The sequence below is a fragment of the Pseudomonas sp. MWU13-3659 genome, assembly GCF_023757525.1.
In the GTDB taxonomy this organism is placed as follows: Bacteria; Pseudomonadota; Gammaproteobacteria; order Pseudomonadales; family Pseudomonadaceae; genus Aquipseudomonas; species Aquipseudomonas entomophila_E.
This window is the reverse complement of record NZ_JAMSHW010000002.1, coordinates 142,852-162,749: the sequence shown is the minus strand read 5'-3', so window position 1 is coordinate 162,749 and position 19,898 is coordinate 142,852. Positions and strand designations below refer to the sequence as shown.

At 63.1% G+C, this 19,898-nt stretch carries 18 protein-coding genes and 1 pseudogene; 10 read left to right on the top strand and 9 right to left on the bottom strand.

Annotated features, from left to right (window positions below; all coding sequences use genetic code 11):
* The first annotated feature begins 46 nt into the window (after positions 1 to 46).
* The 3 genes from lpxO to NGM28_RS03155 all read left to right on the top strand — a co-directional run bounded on the left by lpxO (position 47) and on the right by NGM28_RS03155 (position 2,026).
* Complete coding sequence (gene lpxO / locus NGM28_RS03165) at positions 47 to 946, top strand: lipid A hydroxylase LpxO (RefSeq protein WP_240063320.1); 900 nt, start codon at positions 47 to 49, stop codon at positions 944 to 946.
* A gap of 88 nt (positions 947 to 1,034) precedes the next feature.
* Entirely contained in the window at positions 1,035 to 1,379 is a 345-nt protein-coding gene (locus NGM28_RS03160; protein WP_240063319.1) for a carboxymuconolactone decarboxylase family protein, read from the top strand.
* Between the two features lie 77 nt (positions 1,380 to 1,456).
* Positions 1,457 to 2,026 (top strand): GNAT family N-acetyltransferase, encoded by a 570-nt coding sequence (locus NGM28_RS03155; protein ID WP_240063318.1) that lies wholly within the window; start codon positions 1,457 to 1,459, stop codon positions 2,024 to 2,026.
* A 255-nt stretch (positions 2,027 to 2,281) separates the two neighbouring features.
* On the opposite strand, the gene NGM28_RS03150 is transcribed toward NGM28_RS03155, so the two are convergent.
* Positions 2,282 to 3,193 (bottom strand): LysR family transcriptional regulator, encoded by a 912-nt coding sequence (locus tag NGM28_RS03150; RefSeq protein WP_252088654.1) that lies wholly within the window; start codon positions 3,191 to 3,193, stop codon positions 2,282 to 2,284.
* 95 nt (positions 3,194 to 3,288) lie between these two features.
* On the opposite strand from NGM28_RS03150, the gene NGM28_RS03145 reads away from it, so the two are divergent.
* The 4 genes from NGM28_RS03145 (at position 3,289) to NGM28_RS03130 (ending at position 8,585) form a co-directional block, all read left to right on the top strand.
* Complete coding sequence (locus NGM28_RS03145; protein WP_252088653.1) at positions 3,289 to 4,380, top strand: tartrate dehydrogenase; 1,092 nt, start codon at positions 3,289 to 3,291, stop codon at positions 4,378 to 4,380.
* Between the two features lie 243 nt (positions 4,381 to 4,623).
* Positions 4,624 to 6,222: a BCCT family transporter gene (locus NGM28_RS03140; RefSeq protein ID WP_240063315.1), complete on the top strand. Its 1,599-nt coding sequence runs from the start codon at positions 4,624 to 4,626 to the stop codon at positions 6,220 to 6,222.
* Between the two features lie 209 nt (positions 6,223 to 6,431).
* Positions 6,432 to 7,553: an aromatic ring-hydroxylating oxygenase subunit alpha gene (locus NGM28_RS03135; RefSeq protein ID WP_252088652.1), complete on the top strand. Its 1,122-nt coding sequence runs from the start codon at positions 6,432 to 6,434 to the stop codon at positions 7,551 to 7,553.
* Positions 7,554 to 7,610: 57 nt separating this feature from the next.
* Positions 7,611 to 8,585, top strand: a complete 975-nt coding sequence (locus NGM28_RS03130) for a PDR/VanB family oxidoreductase (protein ID WP_240063313.1) — start codon at positions 7,611 to 7,613, stop codon at positions 8,583 to 8,585.
* Positions 8,586 to 8,626: 41 nt separating this feature from the next.
* Here NGM28_RS03130 and NGM28_RS03125 read toward each other — a convergent pair.
* The 4 genes and pseudogenes from NGM28_RS03125 to NGM28_RS03110 all read right to left on the bottom strand — a co-directional run bounded on the left by NGM28_RS03125 (position 8,627) and on the right by NGM28_RS03110 (position 10,835).
* Positions 8,627 to 8,907: pseudogene (locus tag NGM28_RS03125) on the bottom strand (type II toxin-antitoxin system RelE family toxin).
* Positions 8,897 to 9,142, bottom strand: a complete 246-nt coding sequence (locus NGM28_RS03120) for a type II toxin-antitoxin system Phd/YefM family antitoxin (RefSeq protein WP_252088651.1) — start codon at positions 9,140 to 9,142, stop codon at positions 8,897 to 8,899. Before NGM28_RS03120 ends, NGM28_RS03125 begins: the two are co-directional and overlap by 11 nt.
* A 129-nt stretch (positions 9,143 to 9,271) precedes the next feature.
* Positions 9,272 to 10,000, bottom strand: a complete 729-nt coding sequence (locus NGM28_RS03115) for a hypothetical protein (RefSeq protein ID WP_252088650.1) — start codon at positions 9,998 to 10,000, stop codon at positions 9,272 to 9,274.
* 88 nt (positions 10,001 to 10,088) lie between these two features.
* The gene (locus NGM28_RS03110; RefSeq protein WP_252088649.1) at positions 10,089 to 10,835 is read right to left on the bottom strand and encodes a sulfite exporter TauE/SafE family protein; all 747 of its coding nucleotides are present in this window, start codon (positions 10,833 to 10,835) and stop codon (positions 10,089 to 10,091) included.
* Between the two features lie 241 nt (positions 10,836 to 11,076).
* On the opposite strand from NGM28_RS03110, the gene NGM28_RS03105 reads away from it, so the two are divergent.
* Entirely contained in the window at positions 11,077 to 14,472 is a 3,396-nt protein-coding gene (locus NGM28_RS03105) for an Ig-like domain-containing protein (RefSeq protein WP_252088648.1), read from the top strand.
* 92 nt (positions 14,473 to 14,564) lie between these two features.
* Positions 14,565 to 15,512 (top strand): SCO family protein, encoded by a 948-nt coding sequence (locus tag NGM28_RS03100; protein ID WP_252088647.1) that lies wholly within the window; start codon positions 14,565 to 14,567, stop codon positions 15,510 to 15,512.
* 10 nt (positions 15,513 to 15,522) lie between these two features.
* Here NGM28_RS03100 and NGM28_RS03095 read toward each other — a convergent pair whose 3' ends face one another.
* The 4 genes from NGM28_RS03095 to NGM28_RS03080 form a co-directional block, all read right to left on the bottom strand.
* On the bottom strand, positions 15,523 to 15,861 hold the full coding sequence (locus tag NGM28_RS03095; protein ID WP_252088646.1) for a hypothetical protein: 339 nt from the start codon (positions 15,859 to 15,861) through the stop codon (positions 15,523 to 15,525).
* Between the two features lie 13 nt (positions 15,862 to 15,874).
* Complete coding sequence (locus NGM28_RS03090; RefSeq protein WP_252088645.1) at positions 15,875 to 16,195, bottom strand: hypothetical protein; 321 nt, start codon at positions 16,193 to 16,195, stop codon at positions 15,875 to 15,877.
* 1,002 nt (positions 16,196 to 17,197) lie between these two features.
* Positions 17,198 to 17,914, bottom strand: a complete 717-nt coding sequence (locus NGM28_RS03085) for a DUF4225 domain-containing protein (protein ID WP_252088644.1) — start codon at positions 17,912 to 17,914, stop codon at positions 17,198 to 17,200.
* Complete coding sequence (locus tag NGM28_RS03080; protein WP_011533351.1) at positions 17,911 to 18,393, bottom strand: Hcp family type VI secretion system effector; 483 nt, start codon at positions 18,391 to 18,393, stop codon at positions 17,911 to 17,913. The genes NGM28_RS03085 and NGM28_RS03080 overlap by 4 nt, the downstream gene beginning before the upstream one ends.
* 200 nt (positions 18,394 to 18,593) lie before the next feature.
* On the opposite strand from NGM28_RS03080, the gene NGM28_RS03075 reads away from it, so the two are divergent.
* Positions 18,594 to 19,871 (top strand): bifunctional O-acetylhomoserine aminocarboxypropyltransferase/cysteine synthase, encoded by a 1,278-nt coding sequence (locus NGM28_RS03075; protein WP_252088643.1) that lies wholly within the window; start codon positions 18,594 to 18,596, stop codon positions 19,869 to 19,871.
* Positions 19,872 to 19,898 lie beyond the last annotated feature (27 nt).

Here is a 19,898-nt window from a genome sequence, read left to right as displayed (position 1 = left end):
GGCTCAAGCCATGGCGCATGGCCATTTTTTAGACAAGTAACCGTCCATGAAAATCGCACTCGTACTGATCTTCGTCCTCTCGATCGCCTATGTTCACCTGCGCGGTCGGGTACGTCACAAGCTGACCCGCCAGCTGGGCGACCACTCCAGCTTCCTGGCACCGGTCAACAGCTTCCTCTACCTGTTCTCCAGGCACCCGGCCAAGCCCTACCTGCCGGTCGAGGCGTTCCCCGAGCTGCAGACGCTCCAGGACCACTGGCAGGAAATCCGCGAAGAGGCGCAGCAGCTGCTGCACGCGGGCGAGATCAAGAAGTCCGACAACTACGACGATGTCGGTTTCAACTCGTTCTTCAAGACCGGCTGGAAGCGCTTCTACCTGAAGTGGTACGGCGAGAGCCACCCGTCGGCGATGACCCTGTGTCCACGCACCACCGAGCTGCTGCAGGGCATCGGTTCGGTCAAGGCGGCGATGTTCGCCACCCTGCCACCGGGCGCCAAGCTGGTGCGCCACCGCGACCCGTATGCCGGCTCCTATCGCTACCACCTGGGCCTGGACACGCCCAACGACGACGGTTGCTACATCGACGTCGACGGCGAGAAATACTCCTGGCGCGACGGCCAGGCCGTGGTGTTCGACGAGACCTACATCCACTACGCCGCCAACACCACCGAGCACAACCGCATCATCCTGTTCTGCGACGTCGAGCGGCCGCTCAAGTACCGCTGGGCAAGTGCCTTCAACCGCTGGTTCAGCCGCAACGTCATGGCCGCCGCCGCCGCGCCCAACGACGCCAATGACAAGACCGGTGGCATCAACCGCCTGTTCACCCGCATCTACAAGATCCGCGAGCGCGGCAAGGCGATGAAGAAACGCAACCGCACCCGCTACTACCTGGAAAAATGGGCCGTGGTCGCGGCGCTGGTGCTGGTGTTCATCTATATCTGATCGCCCCTTGGGGCTGCTTCGCAGCCCCAGGCGCCTGAACATCGACTAGCCTGATAGCTCCTGTTGCCAACCTGACAAGGTGAAGACGATGAGCATGATGGACTGGGACGCCTACCGTAAGCAGTTGATGGCCGGCATCGGCGATCTCAAGCAACTCTCCCCCGACACCGTAGCCGGCTACATGACCGCCAGCGGCGCCGGCTCAAAGACCAACCACCTGGACGCCAAGACCCGCGAGCTGATCTCCCTGGCCGTGGCCGTCACCACCCGGTGCGATGGCTGCATCGCCGTGCATTCGCAGCAGGCGGTCAAGCACGGCGCCACTCGCGAAGAAATCGCCGAAGCGCTGGGCGTGGCCGTGGCGATGAACGCCGGCGCGGCGCTGGTCTACTCGGCACGGGCGCTGGATGCCGTCGGCAAGGCCGGCGCCTGACCCACGCGGCGTCGCCGCCCTTGCGCGACGGCGCCGCGACACCCAGACTGGGCGGTCCAGCCCGCGCAGGTATTGCCATGATTCACATTCGCCCCATGACCCCGGAAGACTTCGAGCGCTTCTGGCCCACCTTCCAGGCCATCGTCCAGGCCCGCCAGACCTACGCCTTCGACCCCGAACTCGACATCGAGCGAGCCCGCCAGCTGTGGCTGGACCTGCCCCTGCGCACCCTGGTGGCTGAAGAAGACGGCGAACTGCTCGGCTCCTACTTCCTCAAGGCCAATGCCGCCGGCCCCGGCGCGCATGTGGGCAACTGCGGCTACATGGTCTGCGAGCAGGCGCGTGGCCGTGGCGTGGCCAGGCTGATGTGCGAGCACTCGCAGAAGCTGGCGCGCCAGGAAGGCTTCCTGGCCCTGCAGTTCAATTCGGTGGTGGCCACCAACGAAGTGGCCGTGGCGCTGTGGCACGCGCTGGGCTTCGAGACCGTCGGGCGACTGCCCAAGGCCTATCGCCATGCCGAGCATGGGCTGGTGGATTGCCTGGTGATGTACAAGTGGCTGGCCGACGAGCCGGTGGTGGAGAAGCCGCCCTTGCTGATCGGGCGCAAGAATATCGAAGCACGGGTTTCCCGCCGACGCGGTCGGTAACCCACCTTTATTGGGTGCACAAAGACCGCTCCCACCTCGGCCACGCTAGCACCAAGCCTTGCACGATCCCTGTAGGAGCGGCCTTGTGCCGCGAAAGGGGTGCGGAGCGGCCCTAGGATCTCAGTGTTGAGAAAGATCGCCGGGGCCGCTTTTCGGCCCTTTCGCGGCACAAGGCCGCTCCTACAGGGGTAGGCGTAAATCCCTCACACTCTGCAAGACAGTTGCTCCCACAGTGATCGTGAGGCACCTCTGGGTTCACCCCGGCAACCGGTAGCGCTCGGCGAAATACTGGCGGAAGAACTCCACCGCCACCCGCACCTTGGCCGAGCCGGCCAGCGGCGCGGTGTACACCGCCCAGATGTCCGCCGCCTGCTGGTAGTCCGGCAGCACCTGCACCAACCGCCCATCGGCGATGCTGTCGTACACATCCCACCACGAACGCAGCAGGATCCCACGGCCATCCAGGCACCACTGGTGTGCCACTTCGCCATGGTTGCTCGACAACGCGCCGGTCACCCGCACGCTCTCCTCACCCTGCGGCCCCTCCAGGTGCCACAGCCCGAACGGGTGGTCGCGCTCCTTGATCACCAGGCAGTCATGGCTGGCCAGGTCGGCCAACACCCGTGGCGTACCGTGCTCGGCCAGGTACGAAGGCGCGGCGCACAGCACCCGGCGGTTGCGCGCCAGCGGCTTGGCGATCAGGTGCGGGGCGATGACATTGCCCACGCGGATATCCAGGTCGACGCCTTCCGCGATCAGGTCCACCAGGCGGTCATGCACATCGAGGCGGATATCCAGGCGCGGGTAGCGCGCGGCCAGCTCCGACAGCGCCGGCGCCACGAAGCGCCGCCCCAGCCCCAGGCTGCTGGCGACACGCAACTGCCCGGCCGGCTCGCGCTGGCCGGCGTTGAGGTCGTCGTCCATGCGCTGCACGGTGTCGAAGATCTGCTGCGCCCACTGGTAGACCCGCTCGCCCTCCTCGCTCACCGATACCCGCCGCGTGGTGCGGTGCAGCAGGCGTACTCCGAGGCTTTCCTCAAGCAGGCGAATGCGCTTGCTGACGAACGCCGCCGACATGCCACGCTCGTCCGCCGCCGAGGCAAAGCTGGCACGGCGGGCCACTTGCAGGAAGATGTCGAGGTCGTCGAGGTTCGGCAGATTATTCACGCTTCGTGCACCAAGAATTGATAGATCGGCAGATTATCTGCACAGCGCACCCTTATAGCATGACCCGCATCTTCCCTGGACACGAGATGCACCCCATGACCAAGACCTTCAAGATCGCCGCCATCCCCGGTGACGGCATCGGCAACGAAGTCCTCCCCGAAGGCATCCGCGTGGTAGAAGCCGCCGCGCGCAAGCACGGCCTCGACCTGCAGATCGAGTACTTCGAATGGGCCAGCTGCGACTACTACCTGGCCCACGGCAAGATGATGCCCGACGACTGGTTCGACCAGCTCAAGGGTTTCGACGCCCTGTACTTCGGCGCCGTCGGCTGGCCGGACAAGGTCCCGGACCACATCTCGCTGTGGGGCTCGCTGCTCAAGTTCCGCCGCGACTTCGACCAGTACGTGAACATCCGCCCGGTGCGCCTGTTCCCCGGCGTACCCTGCCCGCTGGCGAACAAGCAGCCCGGCGACATCGATTTCGTGGTGATCCGTGAGAACACCGAGGGTGAATACTCGTCCCTGGGCGGGCGCATGTTCGAGAACACCGAAAACGAATTCGTCCTGCAGGAATCGGTGTTCACCCGCCGTGGCGTGGACCGCATCCTCAAGTACGCCTTCGACGTGGCCCAGACCCGCGAACGCAAGCACGTCACCTCGGCGACCAAGTCCAACGGCATGGCCGTGAGCATGCCCTACTGGGACGAGCGCACCGCCGCCATGGCCGCCCACTACCCCGGGATCAGCTGGGACAAGCAGCACATCGACATCCTCTGCGCCCGCTTCGTGCTGCAGCCGGAGCGCTTCGATGTGGTGGTGGCTTCCAACCTGTTCGGCGACATTCTCTCCGACCTGGGCCCGGCCTGCGCCGGCACCATCGGCATCGCGCCTTCGGCCAACCTCAACCCCGAGCGCACGTTCCCGTCGCTGTTCGAGCCGGTGCACGGTTCGGCGCCGGACATCTACGGCAAGAACATCGCCAACCCGATCGCGATGATCTGGTCCGGCGCCTTGATGCTCGAGTTCCTTGGCAAGGATGGCGGTGATGCGCGCTACCAGGCGGCCCATGACGACATCCTCACGGCCATCGAGACGGTGATCGCCAATGGCGACACGACCCGCGACATGGGCGGCAGCCGTTCGACCCAGGACGTGGGCAAGGCGATTGCCGAGTTGCTCGGAGCTTGAGTCGGCGGTGCCCTTTTCGCGGATGAATCCGCTCTTGTAGGAGCGGACTCATCCGCGAAAAGGGCACAACCAACCATCCAGACTGTCCGACAATCCTATTGCCACCCATCACGATTCAATGCAGAATCTGTAAACCAAAAGATACTTGTTACCTATCAGTTAACATAAAGGAAAAACCAGCCTCGACACGGACTGCCCTACGCCTGACGCCTACTACAAAAAAAATGCTCCAGGAGACAATTGATGTCCCCCAATAACAAAAAGATCGACGTGTTCCTGATCGCCGTAAGCCTGGTGGCCGTACTGCTCACCGTGATCGGCCTTGCTGCCTTCCCCGCACAAGCGGAAAACCTGGCCAACCAGCTATTCGAAGTGGCCACCCGCACCTTCGGCACCAGCGTCCAGGTGCTGGTCTTCGGCAGCTCCCTGGCCGTGCTGTACCTGGCCTTCAGCAAGTACGGCAACATCCGCCTGGGCGCCGGCAAGCCGGAATACTCCACCACCACCTGGGTGTTCATGTTCATCTGCGCCGGCATGGGTTCCTCGACCCTGTACTGGGGCGTGATGGAGTGGGCCTACTACTACCAGACCCCGGGCCTGAACATCGCGCCGATGTCGGCCAAGGCCCTTGAGTACAGCGTCAGCTACTCGTTCTTCCACTGGGGCATCAGCGCCTGGTCGATCTACGCCCTGGCCTCGCTGGCCATGGCCTACCACTTCCACGTGCGCAAGAAGAGCGGCCTTAACCTGGCCTCGATCATCGAGGCGGTCACCGGCTTCAAGGCCACCGGCCCGGTCGGGCGCGCCGTCGATCTGATCTTCCTGCTGACCATGATGGGTGCACTGACTGTGTCGCTGGCACTCACTGCCTCCACGCTCACCCGCGGCCTGTCGGACCTGGCCGGCACGCCCAACACCTTCACCGTGCAACTGCTGGTGATCGGTGCGGTGGCGCTGCTGTTCTCGCTGAGTTCCTATATCGGCATCGACGGCGGCCTGCAGCGCCTGTCGAAGATGGTCTGCATCGGCGCCCTGGTGTTCGCCGCCATCGTGCTGCTGGTCGGCCCGACCCAGTTCACCCTGAACAACACCGCCAACTCCATCGGCCTGATGCTGCAGCACTACGTGCAGATGAGCCTGTTCACCGACCCGGCCGGCGACGGCGCCTTCACCCGCAACTGGACGGTGTTCTACTGGCTGTGGTGGGTCTCCTACGCCCCGGGCGTGGCGATGTTCGTCGCCCGCGTGTCCCGCGGCCGGCTGATCAAGGAGGTGGTGTTCGCCCTGCTGCTGGGCGGCAGCTTCGGCTGCTGGTTCTTCTTCGGCGCGCTGGAAAGCTACAGCATGCACCAGTTCATCAACGGCCAGATCGACGTGCCCAAGCTGCTCGGCACCCTCGGCGGCGAGGCAGCAGTGACCGATCTGCTACTGGCCTTGCCATGGGGCACCCTGTTCCTGGGTGCGTACCTGTTCATCATGGCGGTGTTCTGCGCCTCGCACATGGACGCCGCCGCCTACGCCGTGGCCGCCACCAGCACCCGCAACCTGCGCGAGGGCGAGGACCCGAGCCCGACCCTGCGCCTGTTCTGGTGCGTGGTGCTGACCCTGGTGCCGCTGGCCATGCTGTTCGCCAAGGCCTCGTTGTCGACCATGAAAACCGCCGTGGTGCTGACTGCGATCCCGTTCATGGCGATTCTGCTGGTGAAGATCTACGGGTTCTTCAAGTGGCTGGCGGCCGACTACGGCCAGGTGCCGGCGTACCGCATCGAGGAAGAAGCCACCCGCCTGGCCGGCGAGGAACCCCAAGAGCAAGCGCCTTGCAGCGCGGCAGTGGTGCACTGACCATGTAGGAGCGGCCTTGCGCCGCGAAAGGGCTGCAAGGCAGCCCCAGGATCTTAGCGTCGACGCATGGATCGCTGGGGCCGCTGCGCGGCCCTTTCGCGGCACAAGGCCGCTCCTACACAAATCAGCGTCACACAGCAGTACAAAAAATTTTACCCAGCTTGTTAACCAACAGATACGCGTTAACCAATAAGAACCGAGATAGAGCCATGAACGATTTCAAACGCCTGCCCGCCGACTTCTGCGCCAACCCCGAAGAGGCATTCACCCTGCCGGCCAAGTTCTACACCCAGGCCGCGGTGTTCGAGCACGAGAAGGAAGCGATCTTCGCCCGCAGCTGGATCTGCGTCGGCCACCGCAGCGAAGTCGCCGAGAAGAACGCCTACATCACCCGCCAGGTGATCGGCGAAAACATCATCGTCGTGCGTGGCCGCGACGACGTGCTGCGCGCGTTCTACAACGTCTGCCCGCACCGCGGCCACCAACTGCTCGAAGGCAGCGGCAAGGCCAAGAACGTGATCACCTGCCCCTACCACGCCTGGGCCTTCAAGCTCGACGGCGAACTGGCCCACGCCCGCAACTGCGAGAACGTGGCCAACTTCGACAAGGACAACTCCACTCTGGTGCAACTGCGCGTCGAAGAGTACGCCGGCTTCATCTTCATCAACATGGACAACGACGCAGGCCCTGTCGAAGACCAACTGCCTGGCCTGCAACAGCGCATGCGCGAAGCCTGCGCGGTGATCGACGACCTGCACCTGGCCGCGCGCTTCGTCAGTGACACCCCGGCCAACTGGAAGTCGATCGTCGACAACTACCTGGAGTGCTACCACTGCGCCCCGGCCCACCCCGGTTTCTCCGACTCGGTGGACGTCGGCCAGTACAGCCACAGCCTGCACGGCAACTGGACCCTGCAGTACGGCCTGGCCAAGCCCTCGGAGCAGTCGTTCAAGTTCGATGAAACAGTGAAAGACCCGTCCTTCGCCGGCTTCTGGGCCTGGCCGTGCACCATGTTCAACGTACCGCCTGGGGCCAACTTCATGACCGTCATCTACGAGTTCCCGGTCGATGCCGAAACCACCCTGCAGCACTACGACATCTACTTCCTCAACAAGGACATCAACGAAGAGCAGCACAAGCTGATCGACTGGTACCGCGAAGTATTCCGCCCCGAGGACCTGCGCCTGGTCGAAAGCGTGCAGAAGGGCCTGAAGTCCCGCGGCTACCGTGGCCAGGGCCGAATCATGGTCGACGCGCAGCGCAGCGGCGTGAGCGAGCACGGCATCGCCCACTTCCACAACCTGATCGCCGTCGCCCACCTGGACGACTGAACACGCTTCCCGCCCCGCGCCAGGGCCTGGCGCGGGGCTTCGTTGTCGAGGTACGCCATGGCCAAGCAATACGAAATGTTCAAGGTGCGCGTGACCGGCGTGGAACAGGCCACGCCGCAGATCAAGCGCTTCACCCTGGCCCGCGCCGACGGCGCCGCCCTGCCCGCCTTTACCGGCGGCAGCCACGTCATCGTGCAGATGCAGTCGGCCTGCGGCAGCCAGTTCAGCAACGCCTATTCGTTGATGAGCGACCCGCGCCAGCTGCACAGCTACCAGATCGGTGTGCGCCTCGAAGAGCAGTCCAAGGGCGGCTCGGCGTTCATGCACCAGCAGGTCGAAGTGGGCAGCGAGCTGACCATCTCCACCCCCAACAACCTGTTCGCCCTTGACCCAAGCGCCAGGCGCCATGTGCTGATCGCCGGCGGTATCGGCATCACCCCGTTCCTGGCCCAACTGCACGAGCTCGAAGGCGGCGCCATTCCTTACGAACTGCACTACGCGTTCCGTGCGCCGGAGCACGGCGCCTTCCAGGGCGACCTGGAACAAGGCCCGCATGCCGGCAACACCCGTTTCTACATCGACAGCCTGGATCGCAAGCTCGACCTCGCCGCCCTCTGCGCAGGGCTGGCCGATGACGCCCACCTCTATGTGTGCGGGCCCAAGCCGCTGATCGACGCGGTGATCGCCACCGCCGCCGCCGCCGGTATCGCCGAGTCCCGCGTACATTGGGAACAATTCGCCGCCGCCGCGCCGGCCGTGGGTTCGGCGTTTACCGTGGTGCTGGCACGCTCGGGCACCGAACTGGAAGTCGAGGAAGGCATGACCATTTTGCAGGCCATCGAGAAGTCCAAGGCTGCCAAGGTCGAGTGCCTGTGCCGCGAAGGTGTGTGCGGCACCTGCGAGACGGCGATTCTCGAAGGTGAGGCCGAGCACTTCGACCAGTACCTGAGCGATGAGGAGAAGGCGTCGCAGCAGACCATGATGCTGTGCGTGTCGCGCGCACGGTCGGCGCGGCTGGTGCTGGATCTCTGAGGGACAAAGGACACATGGGCTGCACTGCAGCCCCGTTGCCGCTACTTGTTACGAACAGATCGGTAAGCCGCCCCTCGCTCGCGCTTGCCGACTGCCACGACCACCACCACGATGCGCGCGTCTTCGACCCGATGTACCAGGCGATATCCCGAAGCCTTGAGCTTGATCTTGTAGTGGTCGGGCAGCTCGCGCAGTGCATCCGCCTGAACCCGGGGCAGGGTCAGGCGTTCGCGTAGCTTCTTCTTGGCTTGCTCACGCACGGTATGGCCGAGTTTCTCCCACTCTTTCAAGGCAGAGGTAGAAACTCGAGGCTATAGGTCACCCAGGTCTACCGGAACGCTCTTTTCCTCGGCACGTGCCTTGATCAGCGCGACCAGTTCGATGTCTTCCAGTTGCTCCATCATCGCCTCGTAGAGTTCAGCGGGGACCATGTACCCCATCACGCGATTATGGTTGAGAACGGCGACGGCTTGCCCCTGTGCACTTGCCATGACGGCAGTAGGATTCTTCTTTAACTCCGATACGCTCACGGTCACGTCGGCAAAGATGTTCTGCATGGCTGGGCCCTCGATTCAGACCGATATTCTGGTCACGATTCAGGGCTGATTCAAGTTGGCGAGCCAAAACACTGCGGTGCCTGGCACCGGCCTTGCCGGTGTTCGCCAGCAAGGCTGGCTCCTACGAGTTTACCCGCGGCTCAGGCGGCGTGGCCCGAGGCTGTGATAACCGAGCCCCAGCACACAGGCCACCAGCAACAGCAACAGCACCATCAGTTCCCGGCTGTAGCGCGCCACCAGCGCCGGGAAGCCGATCACCTCGCGGTACACCTGGATGTCGGCTGTGCCACCGGCATAACGAATGTTGACGCCGCCGTGGCGAACGAGCGAGTAGTCCGAATCGAAATATACCCAGACCTTGCTCCCACCCAGTGCATCGATGGCGGGAATCTCGACAATGCCGGTCGGCGCCGGGAACAGCCTGTCGTTGCCAGCATCGTCGCGAACCTGCACCAGCCCCTTGGCCGGCAGACGGATCTTCACGGCCTTGACCGGCTCCTTGCGGTGGTTGACCAACTCGATGAGCAACCCGGTGCGATGGTCCACCAGGCCGGCCTCGAACGGCTTGGCGAACAGCTGCAGGTAGGGTGCCTGGGCCAGCTCGACCAAGCGCTCGATCTGCGGATGGCTCAGTGCTCCGTCGCTGACTTCACTGATGCGCGCATGCAAGCGCTCGTACTTGAGCAGTTCGTTGGTCTGGCTGATGCGTTCGCTGAACTGGCCCGGGTAGGTGAGGTAGGCGTAAGTCAGGCGCGCCTCGAGACGGTCGCCATTGCGCAACACCGCGTAGAACACGGCAGCGATCATGGCGACCAGCAGCAAGCCCACGAGAGATTTACCGACTTTTTCCCAGCTCACCTTGGTGTTTCCTTGTTCTGCGGAATTGACGCCCAGCAATGGCTGGCAAAGGGTGCCAAGAAGCCGACGACGGGGCAAGGGCCAGCTCTCACCCCCGCGCCAGCAACCCCGGCACTGCCACCACCAGCATCGCCACTCCCGACAAGGTCAGCAGCCCCAGCACGATACGCCGGAACGCCAGCTCGCTGATGCCCAGGTATACCCGGGTGCCGATCACCGTCGGCAGCACCATCGCCAGCGCCACCACGCCGAACCATGGCAACAGCGCCGTGGTCACCAGCCCGCTACCCAGGTAGGTGAGCATGGTCACCGCCAGCATCGACAGGTTGAAGTTCTGGATCACCGCGCGCTGGGTGTCGCGTTCGAACCCGCGCAGGGTGCACCACAAGGTCGGCACGGTGCCGGTGAAACCGCCGATGCCACCCAGCACGCCACCGACCATGCCTACCGCGCCGTCGGCCAGGCGCCCGCCCTGCAGGCGGGGCAGGCGCGGCGCCAGCAGCATCAGCGGGCACCACAGCACCAACAGGGTACCGAACACTGCCTTGAACCACAGCATGTCAAGGTGCGGCAGCACCCACACACCCAGGGGAATCCCTGCCAGGCCACCGAGCACGAATGGCCACAACAGCTGCCAACTGAAGCCGCGGCGCACACTGAACACGGCGATCAGCTGGCCGGTGAGGCTGCCGAACACGGTCAGCACCGCCGCCACCCGGGGCTCCAGGCCCCAGGCCCAGAACGACATGGCCACCATGCCGAAAGCAAAGCCCGACAGGCCCTGGACGAAACCGGCGACGATGGCCCCGAGGGCGATGAGGTAAAGCGGGTCCATGGGTGCTCCCGGCGGGGTGGTCGTGGGGCAGCATTCCCCACCCAGGAGTGGGTGTCCAGCCCCAGGTTTGTGGGGCAGACCGGATCGGTTCTACTTCGCATCAGCGCAACATCTTGAAACATGTACCTTCCAGCCGTTTTCACCTTGGCATAACCGTTGCTCGGCCCCTTTGAAACAAGGCACATCGCCACCTTCGCCGGTGGCAGCAGATGCCAGGCTGCACAACACGGGGCACACGGCTATGAAGAAACCAGCTGCGACTTCCACACACCTGTTCAGGTTGTCCTCTGTCACGTCGCTTTTGCTCGGCCTGGGAGTGGCCTGCGCGGTCGCCAGCGGGCTTGACGATGTGAGCCAACCACCCCCCACCGATCCGTCGGCCTACAGCGACCCGCCTGCGGACCCACTGGCCACGGCGGCGGCGCTGGAAGCCCTGAAGGCGATGCCCGAAGCAAACGAAGGCTCGCTGGAGCTGAACGACGGCGTGTTCGGCACCCGCGCCACGGTCAGCACCGACAACGCACTGCCTCCTGCGCAGCAGACCTCCAGCCAGTACCCCACAAACGGCAAACCGAGCCCGCTGTTTGGCGCCGAGCCGTTCACCCAGCAGTTGCTGCTGTTCGAAGAGTTCGGCCCGGAGAAACTCGACCCGGCCACCCCGCCCTACAGCCTCACTTTCCCGCTGCCCGTGACTGGCCCGGCACCCGCCCAGGACCCGAACAACGTCGCCCGCAGCAGCCCCAACGGCAACGCCCTGGAAGCCTTCCTCACCCAGCCGGGCCTGACCCCCTTCCCCTCGCAGTATGCCAACGTGCTCGACCGCAACCCGTGGAAAGCGCAGATCGAGGCCTTCCTCAACCGCAACTCGGTCGGCTCCCCCGCCGAAGGGCGGCCCCCAGGAAAGGGCTGGTCGCACCAGCGCTGGAACGAGTTCTACCCCCAGGCCGCGTTCAAGACCGCGCAGGCCGGCGCGCGCATCAACCAGGGCCTGCGCGACCGCAAACAGCTGCACGGCTATAGCAAGGGTGAATTCGGCCCCGGCGGCCTGTACTACCAGACCTCCGACATCCCCACCACCCTGGGCACCACCAAGGGCATCGACACCCGCTTCCACCCGAAAATGCCGCTGCAGGGCCACAAGGCCCTGTGGACCTTCGACGGCACCTTTCCGGTCAAGCTACTGATGGTGCGTTATGGCCAGCCGCTGCTGATGCGCCACTACAACGCCCTGCCCATCGACCCGTCGGCCAACAACGGCTTCGGCCTGCACACCATCTCCACCCACGAGCACAACGGCCACTCCCCGGCCGAAAGCGACGGCTTCGCCAACGCCTACTTTTTCCCCGGCCAGTACTACGACTACCGCTGGCCGATCCAGCTGGCCGGCTACGACACCATCAACACCCGCGCCCAGGATCCACGCGCCGCCTTCCCCTGCTCGCCGGGCGAAACCCTGTTCGTCAACGACGCCTCCCTCGGCCTGAAGACCTGCGAGAACGGCAGCATCAAGATCCGCGGCGACTGGCGCGAAACCATGAGCACCCACTGGTTCCACGACCACATGCTCGATTTCACCGCGCAGAACGTCTACAAGGGCAACGCGGTGATGATGAACTACTACTCGGCATTGGACCGTGGCAACGAGGCGCTGCAGGACGGCGTCAACCTGCGCCTGCCCAGCGGCAGCGCGATGCCCTGGGGCAACCGCGACTACGACGTCAACCTGGTGGTGGCCGACAAGGCCTGGGACGCCAACGGCCAGTTGTGGTTCAACCCGTTCAACAGCGACGGCTTCCTCGGTGACCAGATCCTGGTCAACTGGCAGTACCAACCCAAGCTCAAGGTGCGCGCCCGCAGCTACCGTTTCCGCATCCTCAACGGCTCGGTGTCGCGCTACTTCAAGTTTGCCGTGGTGCGTGAGGTGGCCGGCAACAGTGGCGAATTCAAGGGGCCGTCCGGCTCCAACCTGTCCTACAACCGCGTGCCGTTCCACCTGGTCGCCAACGACGGCAACCTCATGGAACACGCCGTCCCCTTCGACGGCAGCATGGACCTCAACGGCGACGGTGACCGCCAGGACCACAACGCCATCCTGCCCATGCAAGGCATCGCCGAGCGCTACGACATCATCGTCAACTTCGCGAAAAACGGGATCAAGCCCGGCGACAAGCTGTACTTTGTCAACCTCATGGAACACCAGACCGGCAAGGGCCCGAACAAGGCCATCGCCCTGGCCGACGTGCTGTCGGAGAAATACAAGGCAGTGATCAAGCAGACCAGCAAGGGCCCGGAATGGGACAAAGGCGACCCTGCGGTCGGCAAGTTCCTGCAACTGCTGGTGCAACCCTACAGCGGCCAGGACCTGAGCATGGACCCGGCCCTGTACGAACCGGCCAAGCCCGGCAAGGCCGCCGGCCTGGTGATGATCCCCCTGCCCCTGGACCCCGGCAGCACCAGCGACCAGGCCAAGCTCAAGGCGGCGCGCCATCGCGAGTTCGTCTTCGGCCGCTCGGACGGTACCGACAGCGCGCCCTGGACCATCAAGACCGACGGCGGCTTCGGCTACAGCATGGACCCACGGCGCATCAACGCCGCCCCGCAACTGGCCAGCGAGGCCACCGATGGCGGCTTCAGCGGCGACGGCACGCTGGAAGTGTGGAAGATCAAGAACGGCGGCAACGGCTGGAGCCACCCGGTGCATGTGCACTTCGAGGAAGGGGTGATCCTCAGCCGTGGCGGCAAGGCGCCGCCGGAGTGGGAGAAGTGGGCGCGCAAGGACGTCTACCGCATCGGCCCGGACAGCGAGTCGACGTCGGAAGTGGAAATGGCCATTCGCTTCCGCGAGTTCGCCGGCACCTACATGGAGCACTGCCACAACACCCAGCATGAAGACACCTCCATGCTGCTGCGCTGGGACCTGGAACACCCCGGCCAGTTCCAGCTGATGCCCACGCCCCTGCCTGGCTGGGATGGCGTGGAGTACGTCGACTCCGCCGCCCTGCCGACCTTCCGCACGGCCACCAGCAGCGACGACAACAGCGGCAACAAGCCGCCCGTGGCGGTCAACGACAGCGCCGCCACCAGCGCCGGCAAACCGATCGTGCTCAACGTGCTGGCCAACGACAGCGACCCCGACGGCAACCTGCCGCTGAGCGTGAGCAGCCTGGCCCAGCCCGACTCTGGCCAGGGCACGGTCAGCAGCAACGGTACCCAGGTGACCTACACCCCGCCGGCCACCGTGGCCAGCCCGTTCACCGCCAGCTTCACCTACGCCGCGCGCGACGCCAAGGGCCTGGAGTCGCTGACGCCGGCCACGGTGAGCGTCGCCGTGACGCCGGCGGTGGCCATGGACGAGATCCAGGTCAGCAGTGCCACGGTGCAACTGCGCAGCAACAACCGCTGGACCTGGGAGCTGTCCGGCACCACGTCAGTGGCGGCCAACAACAGCATCAGCGTGACCGCCAACACCACCAGCGGCCCGCTGGAGCTGGGTGCCGCGACACTCACCACCAGCGGCACCGGCGCGCGCTGGCGGCTGTCGGTGACCACCGTCGGCAGCGGTCCGGCCTCGCCACCGACGGTGACCGTGCGCTCGGCGCTGGGCCAGAGCGTGACCGCGCCGATCAGTATCAAGTGACGCCCCGGCAAGGCCTGCTCCCTGTAGGAGCCGGCCTTGCCGGCGATGGCCTGCGCAGCAGGCCCAATTGCACGCGACAAAGGACGACCACCATGCCCCGCCACTGGCGCCTGCTACTCCCCCTGCTGGTCCTCCTTACCCTCCCCGGCGCCCTCCCGCCCACCAGCGCCGACCCCAGCCCCTGGGGCGCCGACTACTTCCCCAACATCCTCCTGCTCACCCAGGACGGCCAACACGTGCACTTCTACGACGACCTGATCAAGGGCAAGGTGGTCGCCATCAATTTCATCTTCACTGGCTGCGGCGAAACCTGCCCGGTGGAGACCGCCCGCCTGCGCCAGGTGCAGAAGTTGCTGGGCGAACGCGTCGGCCAGGACATCTTCTTCTACTCGATCAGCATCGACCCCTACAACGACACTCCCACCACCCTGAAACGCTACGCCGAAAAATTCGCCATCGGCCCCGGCTGGACCCTGCTCACCGGCGAAGCCGCCGACATCGAGCAACTGCGTCGCAGCCTCGGCCTGTATATCGAAGGGTTGGAGAACGGCCGCAGCAAGGACCACAACCTCAGCCTGATCATCGGCAACCAGGCCACCGGCCGCTGGATGAAGGCATCGCCGTTCGAAAGCCCGTACATCCTCGCCGACCGCCTGGCCAACAGCCTGCACAACTGGAAGACCGCCAGCGCCCAGCGCCACGACTACACCCAGGCCCCCGAGATCCGCCCACCCAGTGCGGGCGAGCAACTGTTCCGCACCCGCTGTTCGTCCTGCCATACCGTCGGCGAGGCCGAACCCGGCGCCACCCGAGGGATCGGGCCGGATCTGCTCGGTGTCACCCGGCAGCGGGAGCAGGCGTGGCTGAAACGCTGGCTGCTGGCACCGGAGCAAATGCTGGCCGAGCGCGATGCGCTGGCGATGCTGCTATACGGGCAGTACAACCAACTGGCGATGCCCAACCTGCGGTTGGGGGAGACGGAGGTGGCGGCGTTGCTGGCGTATCTGGAAGAGGAGACCGTGCGGGTGCAGGGGCAGTGAGGTGGTAGGGCTATGGTTCACCGTGGCGTTTGAACGTGGGGTCCCATTTTCGGCGTAGGCGAAGAGGGGCGGGGCGCAGACCAGGGAACATCCAGAGGTGGAAGAGGATCATCGGGATGGAGAGCCATACGATCCATGGATGATCCAAGATGACTTCAGGAGGTGGACCAAAGCCACCATACTCCCCAGGGAATACATTGAAGTAGTAAAAAACCGCGAATGCGCTGTTGTAATAAATGCCGATAAGCTCTTTGCCCTCGGTCAGATCAGCTCCCGAAAGCACCAAACTCAAAAGAGGTGAAGAGATAAAACTCCAACCCACGACAAGGACAAACACCATCACACTCATCTTCGCCCCGCCATCACTTAAATCGATCCATGTCTCTTTTCCAGCGAAAGCAATTCACATCATTATTACGATATTTAGCCCAAACGTGCAAAACCATAAACAACCAGGCGAACCAGACCAACCAAGGATGAAGCCCCACCAGATCCGGCCGCACATAAACATAAAAATATTTGTCCTGCGCTATAACTGCCATATGCATAAAAGCAAAAATGAAATTATAAAACATCACCAAGCCATGCCTCAGATGTTCCTCTCCCCTCATCGTAACCAAACAACGAAGAAGGCGGGAGCCAGCCAGCCCAACGACCGAAAAAACCAGATAAATTGCCAGCATACAAACCCCACCTTCTTCAAAAGTTAAATGCACAACCCCCGAACATTCACGCCAACAGGCTCAAAATTTATTGATTATCACTCGCCGCCCCTATTTGCTGCCCAGCACAACCCGTTCGCGATGCTCAACCTACGGTTGGGGGGGGACGGAGGTGGCGGCTTTGCTGGCGTATACGGAGGAGAAGACCGTACGGGTACAGGGGCAGTGAAGTGGCATGGAGCTTCAATTAAATTGACTGCCCCTTCCTTCTCATCCCGGGAAAACACCGAACATTATTTTTCGCCACAATTCCATAAAGGTGAACAAACAGGAACATGAACGCCAACCATGTGATAGCTGGATACCCCTCCGAAATCTCTGGCCAGTGGTAGAGAAACAAATAGGTATCCCGCATAGCGACATCCTCATGTAGCAGCATGAGAACAAAATTTTACATGACGACAAAGAAATTCAGCTCACGCTTTTCGCTTGGCGTGGTCAACAAGCAACGAAGCCCTCTCGAGATTGCAAGCCCCACCACACCCAGAATAATGTATAAAATCATCACCTCTCCTCCTGAGCACCCATCATTCATCTCTGAGGTTACTCATCTTCAGAACTCACCAAACCATCATTGCAACATACAACATGAGCTTCACACCCCATTGAGCACCCGCTAATTATTGGCCTGCCATTTCATCCACAGCCATGCAGACGCCCGTCATTTTTTCCTAAACCATCTTTTGGGTTCCCATTGCACAGGTGTTGCAAAGCTGTGCAGCACCATACCCACCAGGCACCACCAACCTGTAGCAGGGTTCTCATACAAAAAATCAGGCCTATAGCCAATAAATAGTAAGTAAGAACGCTCCATAATCCTCATGTAGTAAGTTATAAAAAACAAATTAAAAATTAGACAAACCCAAAAACTCCACCACCTGAAGTTCTGCCCAGAAAATCTGTACCTGAGTGCATGCGCGGCGACCACACCCATAATTACGCAGACTCCAAACAGCCAGGAGATCATTCCTTTGTCAACTCCACCCAGATCAACTCCCCGTTCATGACATTTACCCCAAGCTCAAACGTTACAAGAGTCGTCCCCATTTTTTTGTAAGCAGGAACCATATCAGCCCTGACATACCTGTAGAGTCGCCATGCAGAACGACTGACCACGAGCGTGGTCAACCCAAACACCGAAAGAGCGATTTCCATAACCCCATACGCAACATTCCCATGTGACGCTTTCCCACCAAGAGCCTTCGCCATTTCTTGATAGCCCGACCGAAGTGGTCCTACCGTATCGGTTCGCCTTTGAATAATATTCCGGCCATTTTCATAAATTCCATTGATTCCGTGCTGTACGAGCGCAATACCACCCGTAGCACATGCAATCCCTGCGGAAAGTTTGCAGACCGCAACGCCTCCAGCAACTTGCAACACTCCAGCCGCCAAACCCGCAACCAACCTTGAATATTGAAGAGCCTGCTGAGTCAATTCGACATGCTCTTTTTTTATAAGATTCAGCCCTTGCTCCGGCGTTTTCTTCCCCGTCCGAACCTCCTCCACAATACCCTTCCCGACATACGCCATCTCCTGCGTGAACTGCAGCCGCAACATCCCGTCATCCAAACACCGCGCGGCCACCTCGCAGGCATATTGGGTCAGCCGGGCCGCCGCATGGCTCACTTCCCAGAAGTCGTCATCCCACGGGACCTCGTGCTCGCTGCGCACCGTCATTCTTCACCCCAGGTCGAATAACCGGTGGTTCCCGCCGCATGGTGCACCCAGGAAATCTCCCGGTAGCGGATCGCCAGGTGCTCCTGCGGCTCCTGCTCGTTGAGCAGGACGGCATGGGGCATGGCCACGTTCTGCTGGACGATCAGCCCGCCGCCAAGCCTTACCGAGTAGTACCGTTCCTGCAGTCCCGCAGCACTGGTGCGGAAAAAGGTGAGGTCACACTCCACCCGCTCCCTCGAATCGAGCGCCTGCGCCAGCAACGGGGTGGACTTGTCGATGAACTTGGTGAGGTAGACCGGCCGGTGCAGCGCCCGGCTGACGTTGTCGAGGTTGGAAAGGCTGTGATCGAAGGCCAGGACCATGATCTGGTCCCGATGACCCGCCTGGCATTTGTTGCCGATGGAATCCTGGGTGGAACACCCCGCCGAAATCAGGCCCTGAAGCGCGCCCGTGATCGTCATGTAGCCGTGATAAGCCATGCTGCGAACTCCCTGTAAAAAGTTCGCACTGTAAAAACGTAAAACCGTGTTGTATGTCAGACGCGTCCGAAATTACGCCATCGAGAAGTTACCAAGTACGACAGACAACACCGCCCCGCTGTGCCACCCCACGCGCTTGACCGCCTTGCACCTCCCACCCCATGCTCAGCCGCTTCCACCCACGCGCAAGGAACGACCGCATGAAGCTGGAAACTCTCGCCATCCACGCGGGCTTCAGCCCCGACCCGACCACCCGGGCCGTGGCCGTACCCATCTATCAGACCACCTCGTTCGCCTTCGACGACACCCAGCATGGCGCCGACCTGTTCGACCTGAAGGTGGCCGGCAACATCTACTCGCGCATCATGAACCCCACCAACGATGTGCTCGAACAGCGCATGGCCGCCCTCGAGGGCGGGGTCGGCGCGCTGGCCGTGGCCTCTGGCATGGCGGCCATCACCTACGCCCTGCAGACCGTCGCCGAGGCCGGCGACAACATCGTCTCGGTGGCCAAGCTGTACGGCGGCACCTACAACCTGCTGGCCCACACCCTGCCGCGCATGGGCATCACCACCCGCTTCGCCGCCCACGACGACATCGCGGCCCTCGAGGCGTTGATCGACGCACGCACCAAGGCGGTGTTCTGTGAGTCCATCGGCAACCCCGCCGGCAACATCGTCGATATCCAGGCCCTGGCCGATGCCGCCCACCGCCATGGCGTGCCACTGATCGTCGACAACACCGTTGCCACGCCGATCCTCTGCCGCCCGTTCGAGCACGGCGCCGATATCGTCGTGCACTCGCTGACCAAGTACATCGGCGGCCACGGCACCAGCATCGGCGGCATCGTCATCGATTCGGGCAAGTTCCCCTGGGCCGATAACAAGGCACGTTTCGCCCTGCTCAACACCCCCGACCCGTCCTACCACGGCGTCACCTACACCGAAGCCTTCGGCCCCGCCGCCTTCATCGGCCGCTGCCGCGTGGTGCCGCTGCGCAACACGGGCGCCGCGCTGTCGCCGTTCAATGCCTTCCTGATCCTGCAAGGCCTGGAGACGCTGGCCCTGCGCATGGAGCGCCATACCGAGAACGCGCTCAAGGTTGCCCGTTACCTGCAACAACACGACCAGGTGGCCTGGGTGAAGTACGCCGGCCTGCCCGAGCACCCCGAGCATGAACTGGCCCAGCGCTACACCGGCGGCAAGCCGGCGTCGATCCTGTCGTTCGGCATCAAGGGCGGCCAGGCGGCCGGGGCGCGCTTCATCGATGCGCTGCAACTGGTGGTGCGCCTGGTGAACATCGGCGACGCCAAGTCGCTGGCCTGCCACCCCGCCTCCACCACCCACCGCCAGCTCAACGATGAAGAGCTGGAAAAGGCTGGCGTGCCACGGGACATGGTGCGGCTGTCGATCGGCATCGAGCACAGCGACGACATCATCGCCGACCTCGCGCAGGCACTGGAGGCCAGCCGCGGTTGAGTCACCCGCGCCCCACCCAATGCCAAC

Coding starts and splice junctions, on each gene's coding strand:
- lpxO (WP_240063320.1), top strand. CDS start 47: ATGAAAATCGCACTCGTACTGATCTTCGTCCTCTCGATCGCCTATGTT.
- NGM28_RS03160 (WP_240063319.1), top strand. CDS start 1,035: ATGAGCATGATGGACTGGGACGCCTACCGTAAGCAGTTGATGGCCGGC.
- NGM28_RS03155 (WP_240063318.1), top strand. CDS start 1,457: ATGATTCACATTCGCCCCATGACCCCGGAAGACTTCGAGCGCTTCTGG.
- NGM28_RS03145 (WP_252088653.1), top strand. CDS start 3,289: ATGACCAAGACCTTCAAGATCGCCGCCATCCCCGGTGACGGCATCGGC.
- NGM28_RS03140 (WP_240063315.1), top strand. CDS start 4,624: ATGTCCCCCAATAACAAAAAGATCGACGTGTTCCTGATCGCCGTAAGC.
- NGM28_RS03135 (WP_252088652.1), top strand. CDS start 6,432: ATGAACGATTTCAAACGCCTGCCCGCCGACTTCTGCGCCAACCCCGAA.
- NGM28_RS03130 (WP_240063313.1), top strand. CDS start 7,611: ATGGCCAAGCAATACGAAATGTTCAAGGTGCGCGTGACCGGCGTGGAA.
- NGM28_RS03120 (WP_252088651.1), bottom strand. CDS start 9,142: ATGCAGAACATCTTTGCCGACGTGACCGTGAGCGTATCGGAGTTAAAG.
- NGM28_RS03110 (WP_252088649.1), bottom strand. CDS start 10,835: ATGGACCCGCTTTACCTCATCGCCCTCGGGGCCATCGTCGCCGGTTTC.
- NGM28_RS03105 (WP_252088648.1), top strand. CDS start 11,077: ATGAAGAAACCAGCTGCGACTTCCACACACCTGTTCAGGTTGTCCTCT.
- NGM28_RS03100 (WP_252088647.1), top strand. CDS start 14,565: ATGCCCCGCCACTGGCGCCTGCTACTCCCCCTGCTGGTCCTCCTTACC.
- NGM28_RS03095 (WP_252088646.1), bottom strand. CDS start 15,861: ATGAGTGTGATGGTGTTTGTCCTTGTCGTGGGTTGGAGTTTTATCTCT.
- NGM28_RS03090 (WP_252088645.1), bottom strand. CDS start 16,195: ATGCTGGCAATTTATCTGGTTTTTTCGGTCGTTGGGCTGGCTGGCTCC.
- NGM28_RS03085 (WP_252088644.1), bottom strand. CDS start 17,914: ATGACGGTGCGCAGCGAGCACGAGGTCCCGTGGGATGACGACTTCTGG.
- NGM28_RS03080 (WP_011533351.1), bottom strand. CDS start 18,393: ATGGCTTATCACGGCTACATGACGATCACGGGCGCGCTTCAGGGCCTG.
- NGM28_RS03075 (WP_252088643.1), top strand. CDS start 18,594: ATGAAGCTGGAAACTCTCGCCATCCACGCGGGCTTCAGCCCCGACCCG.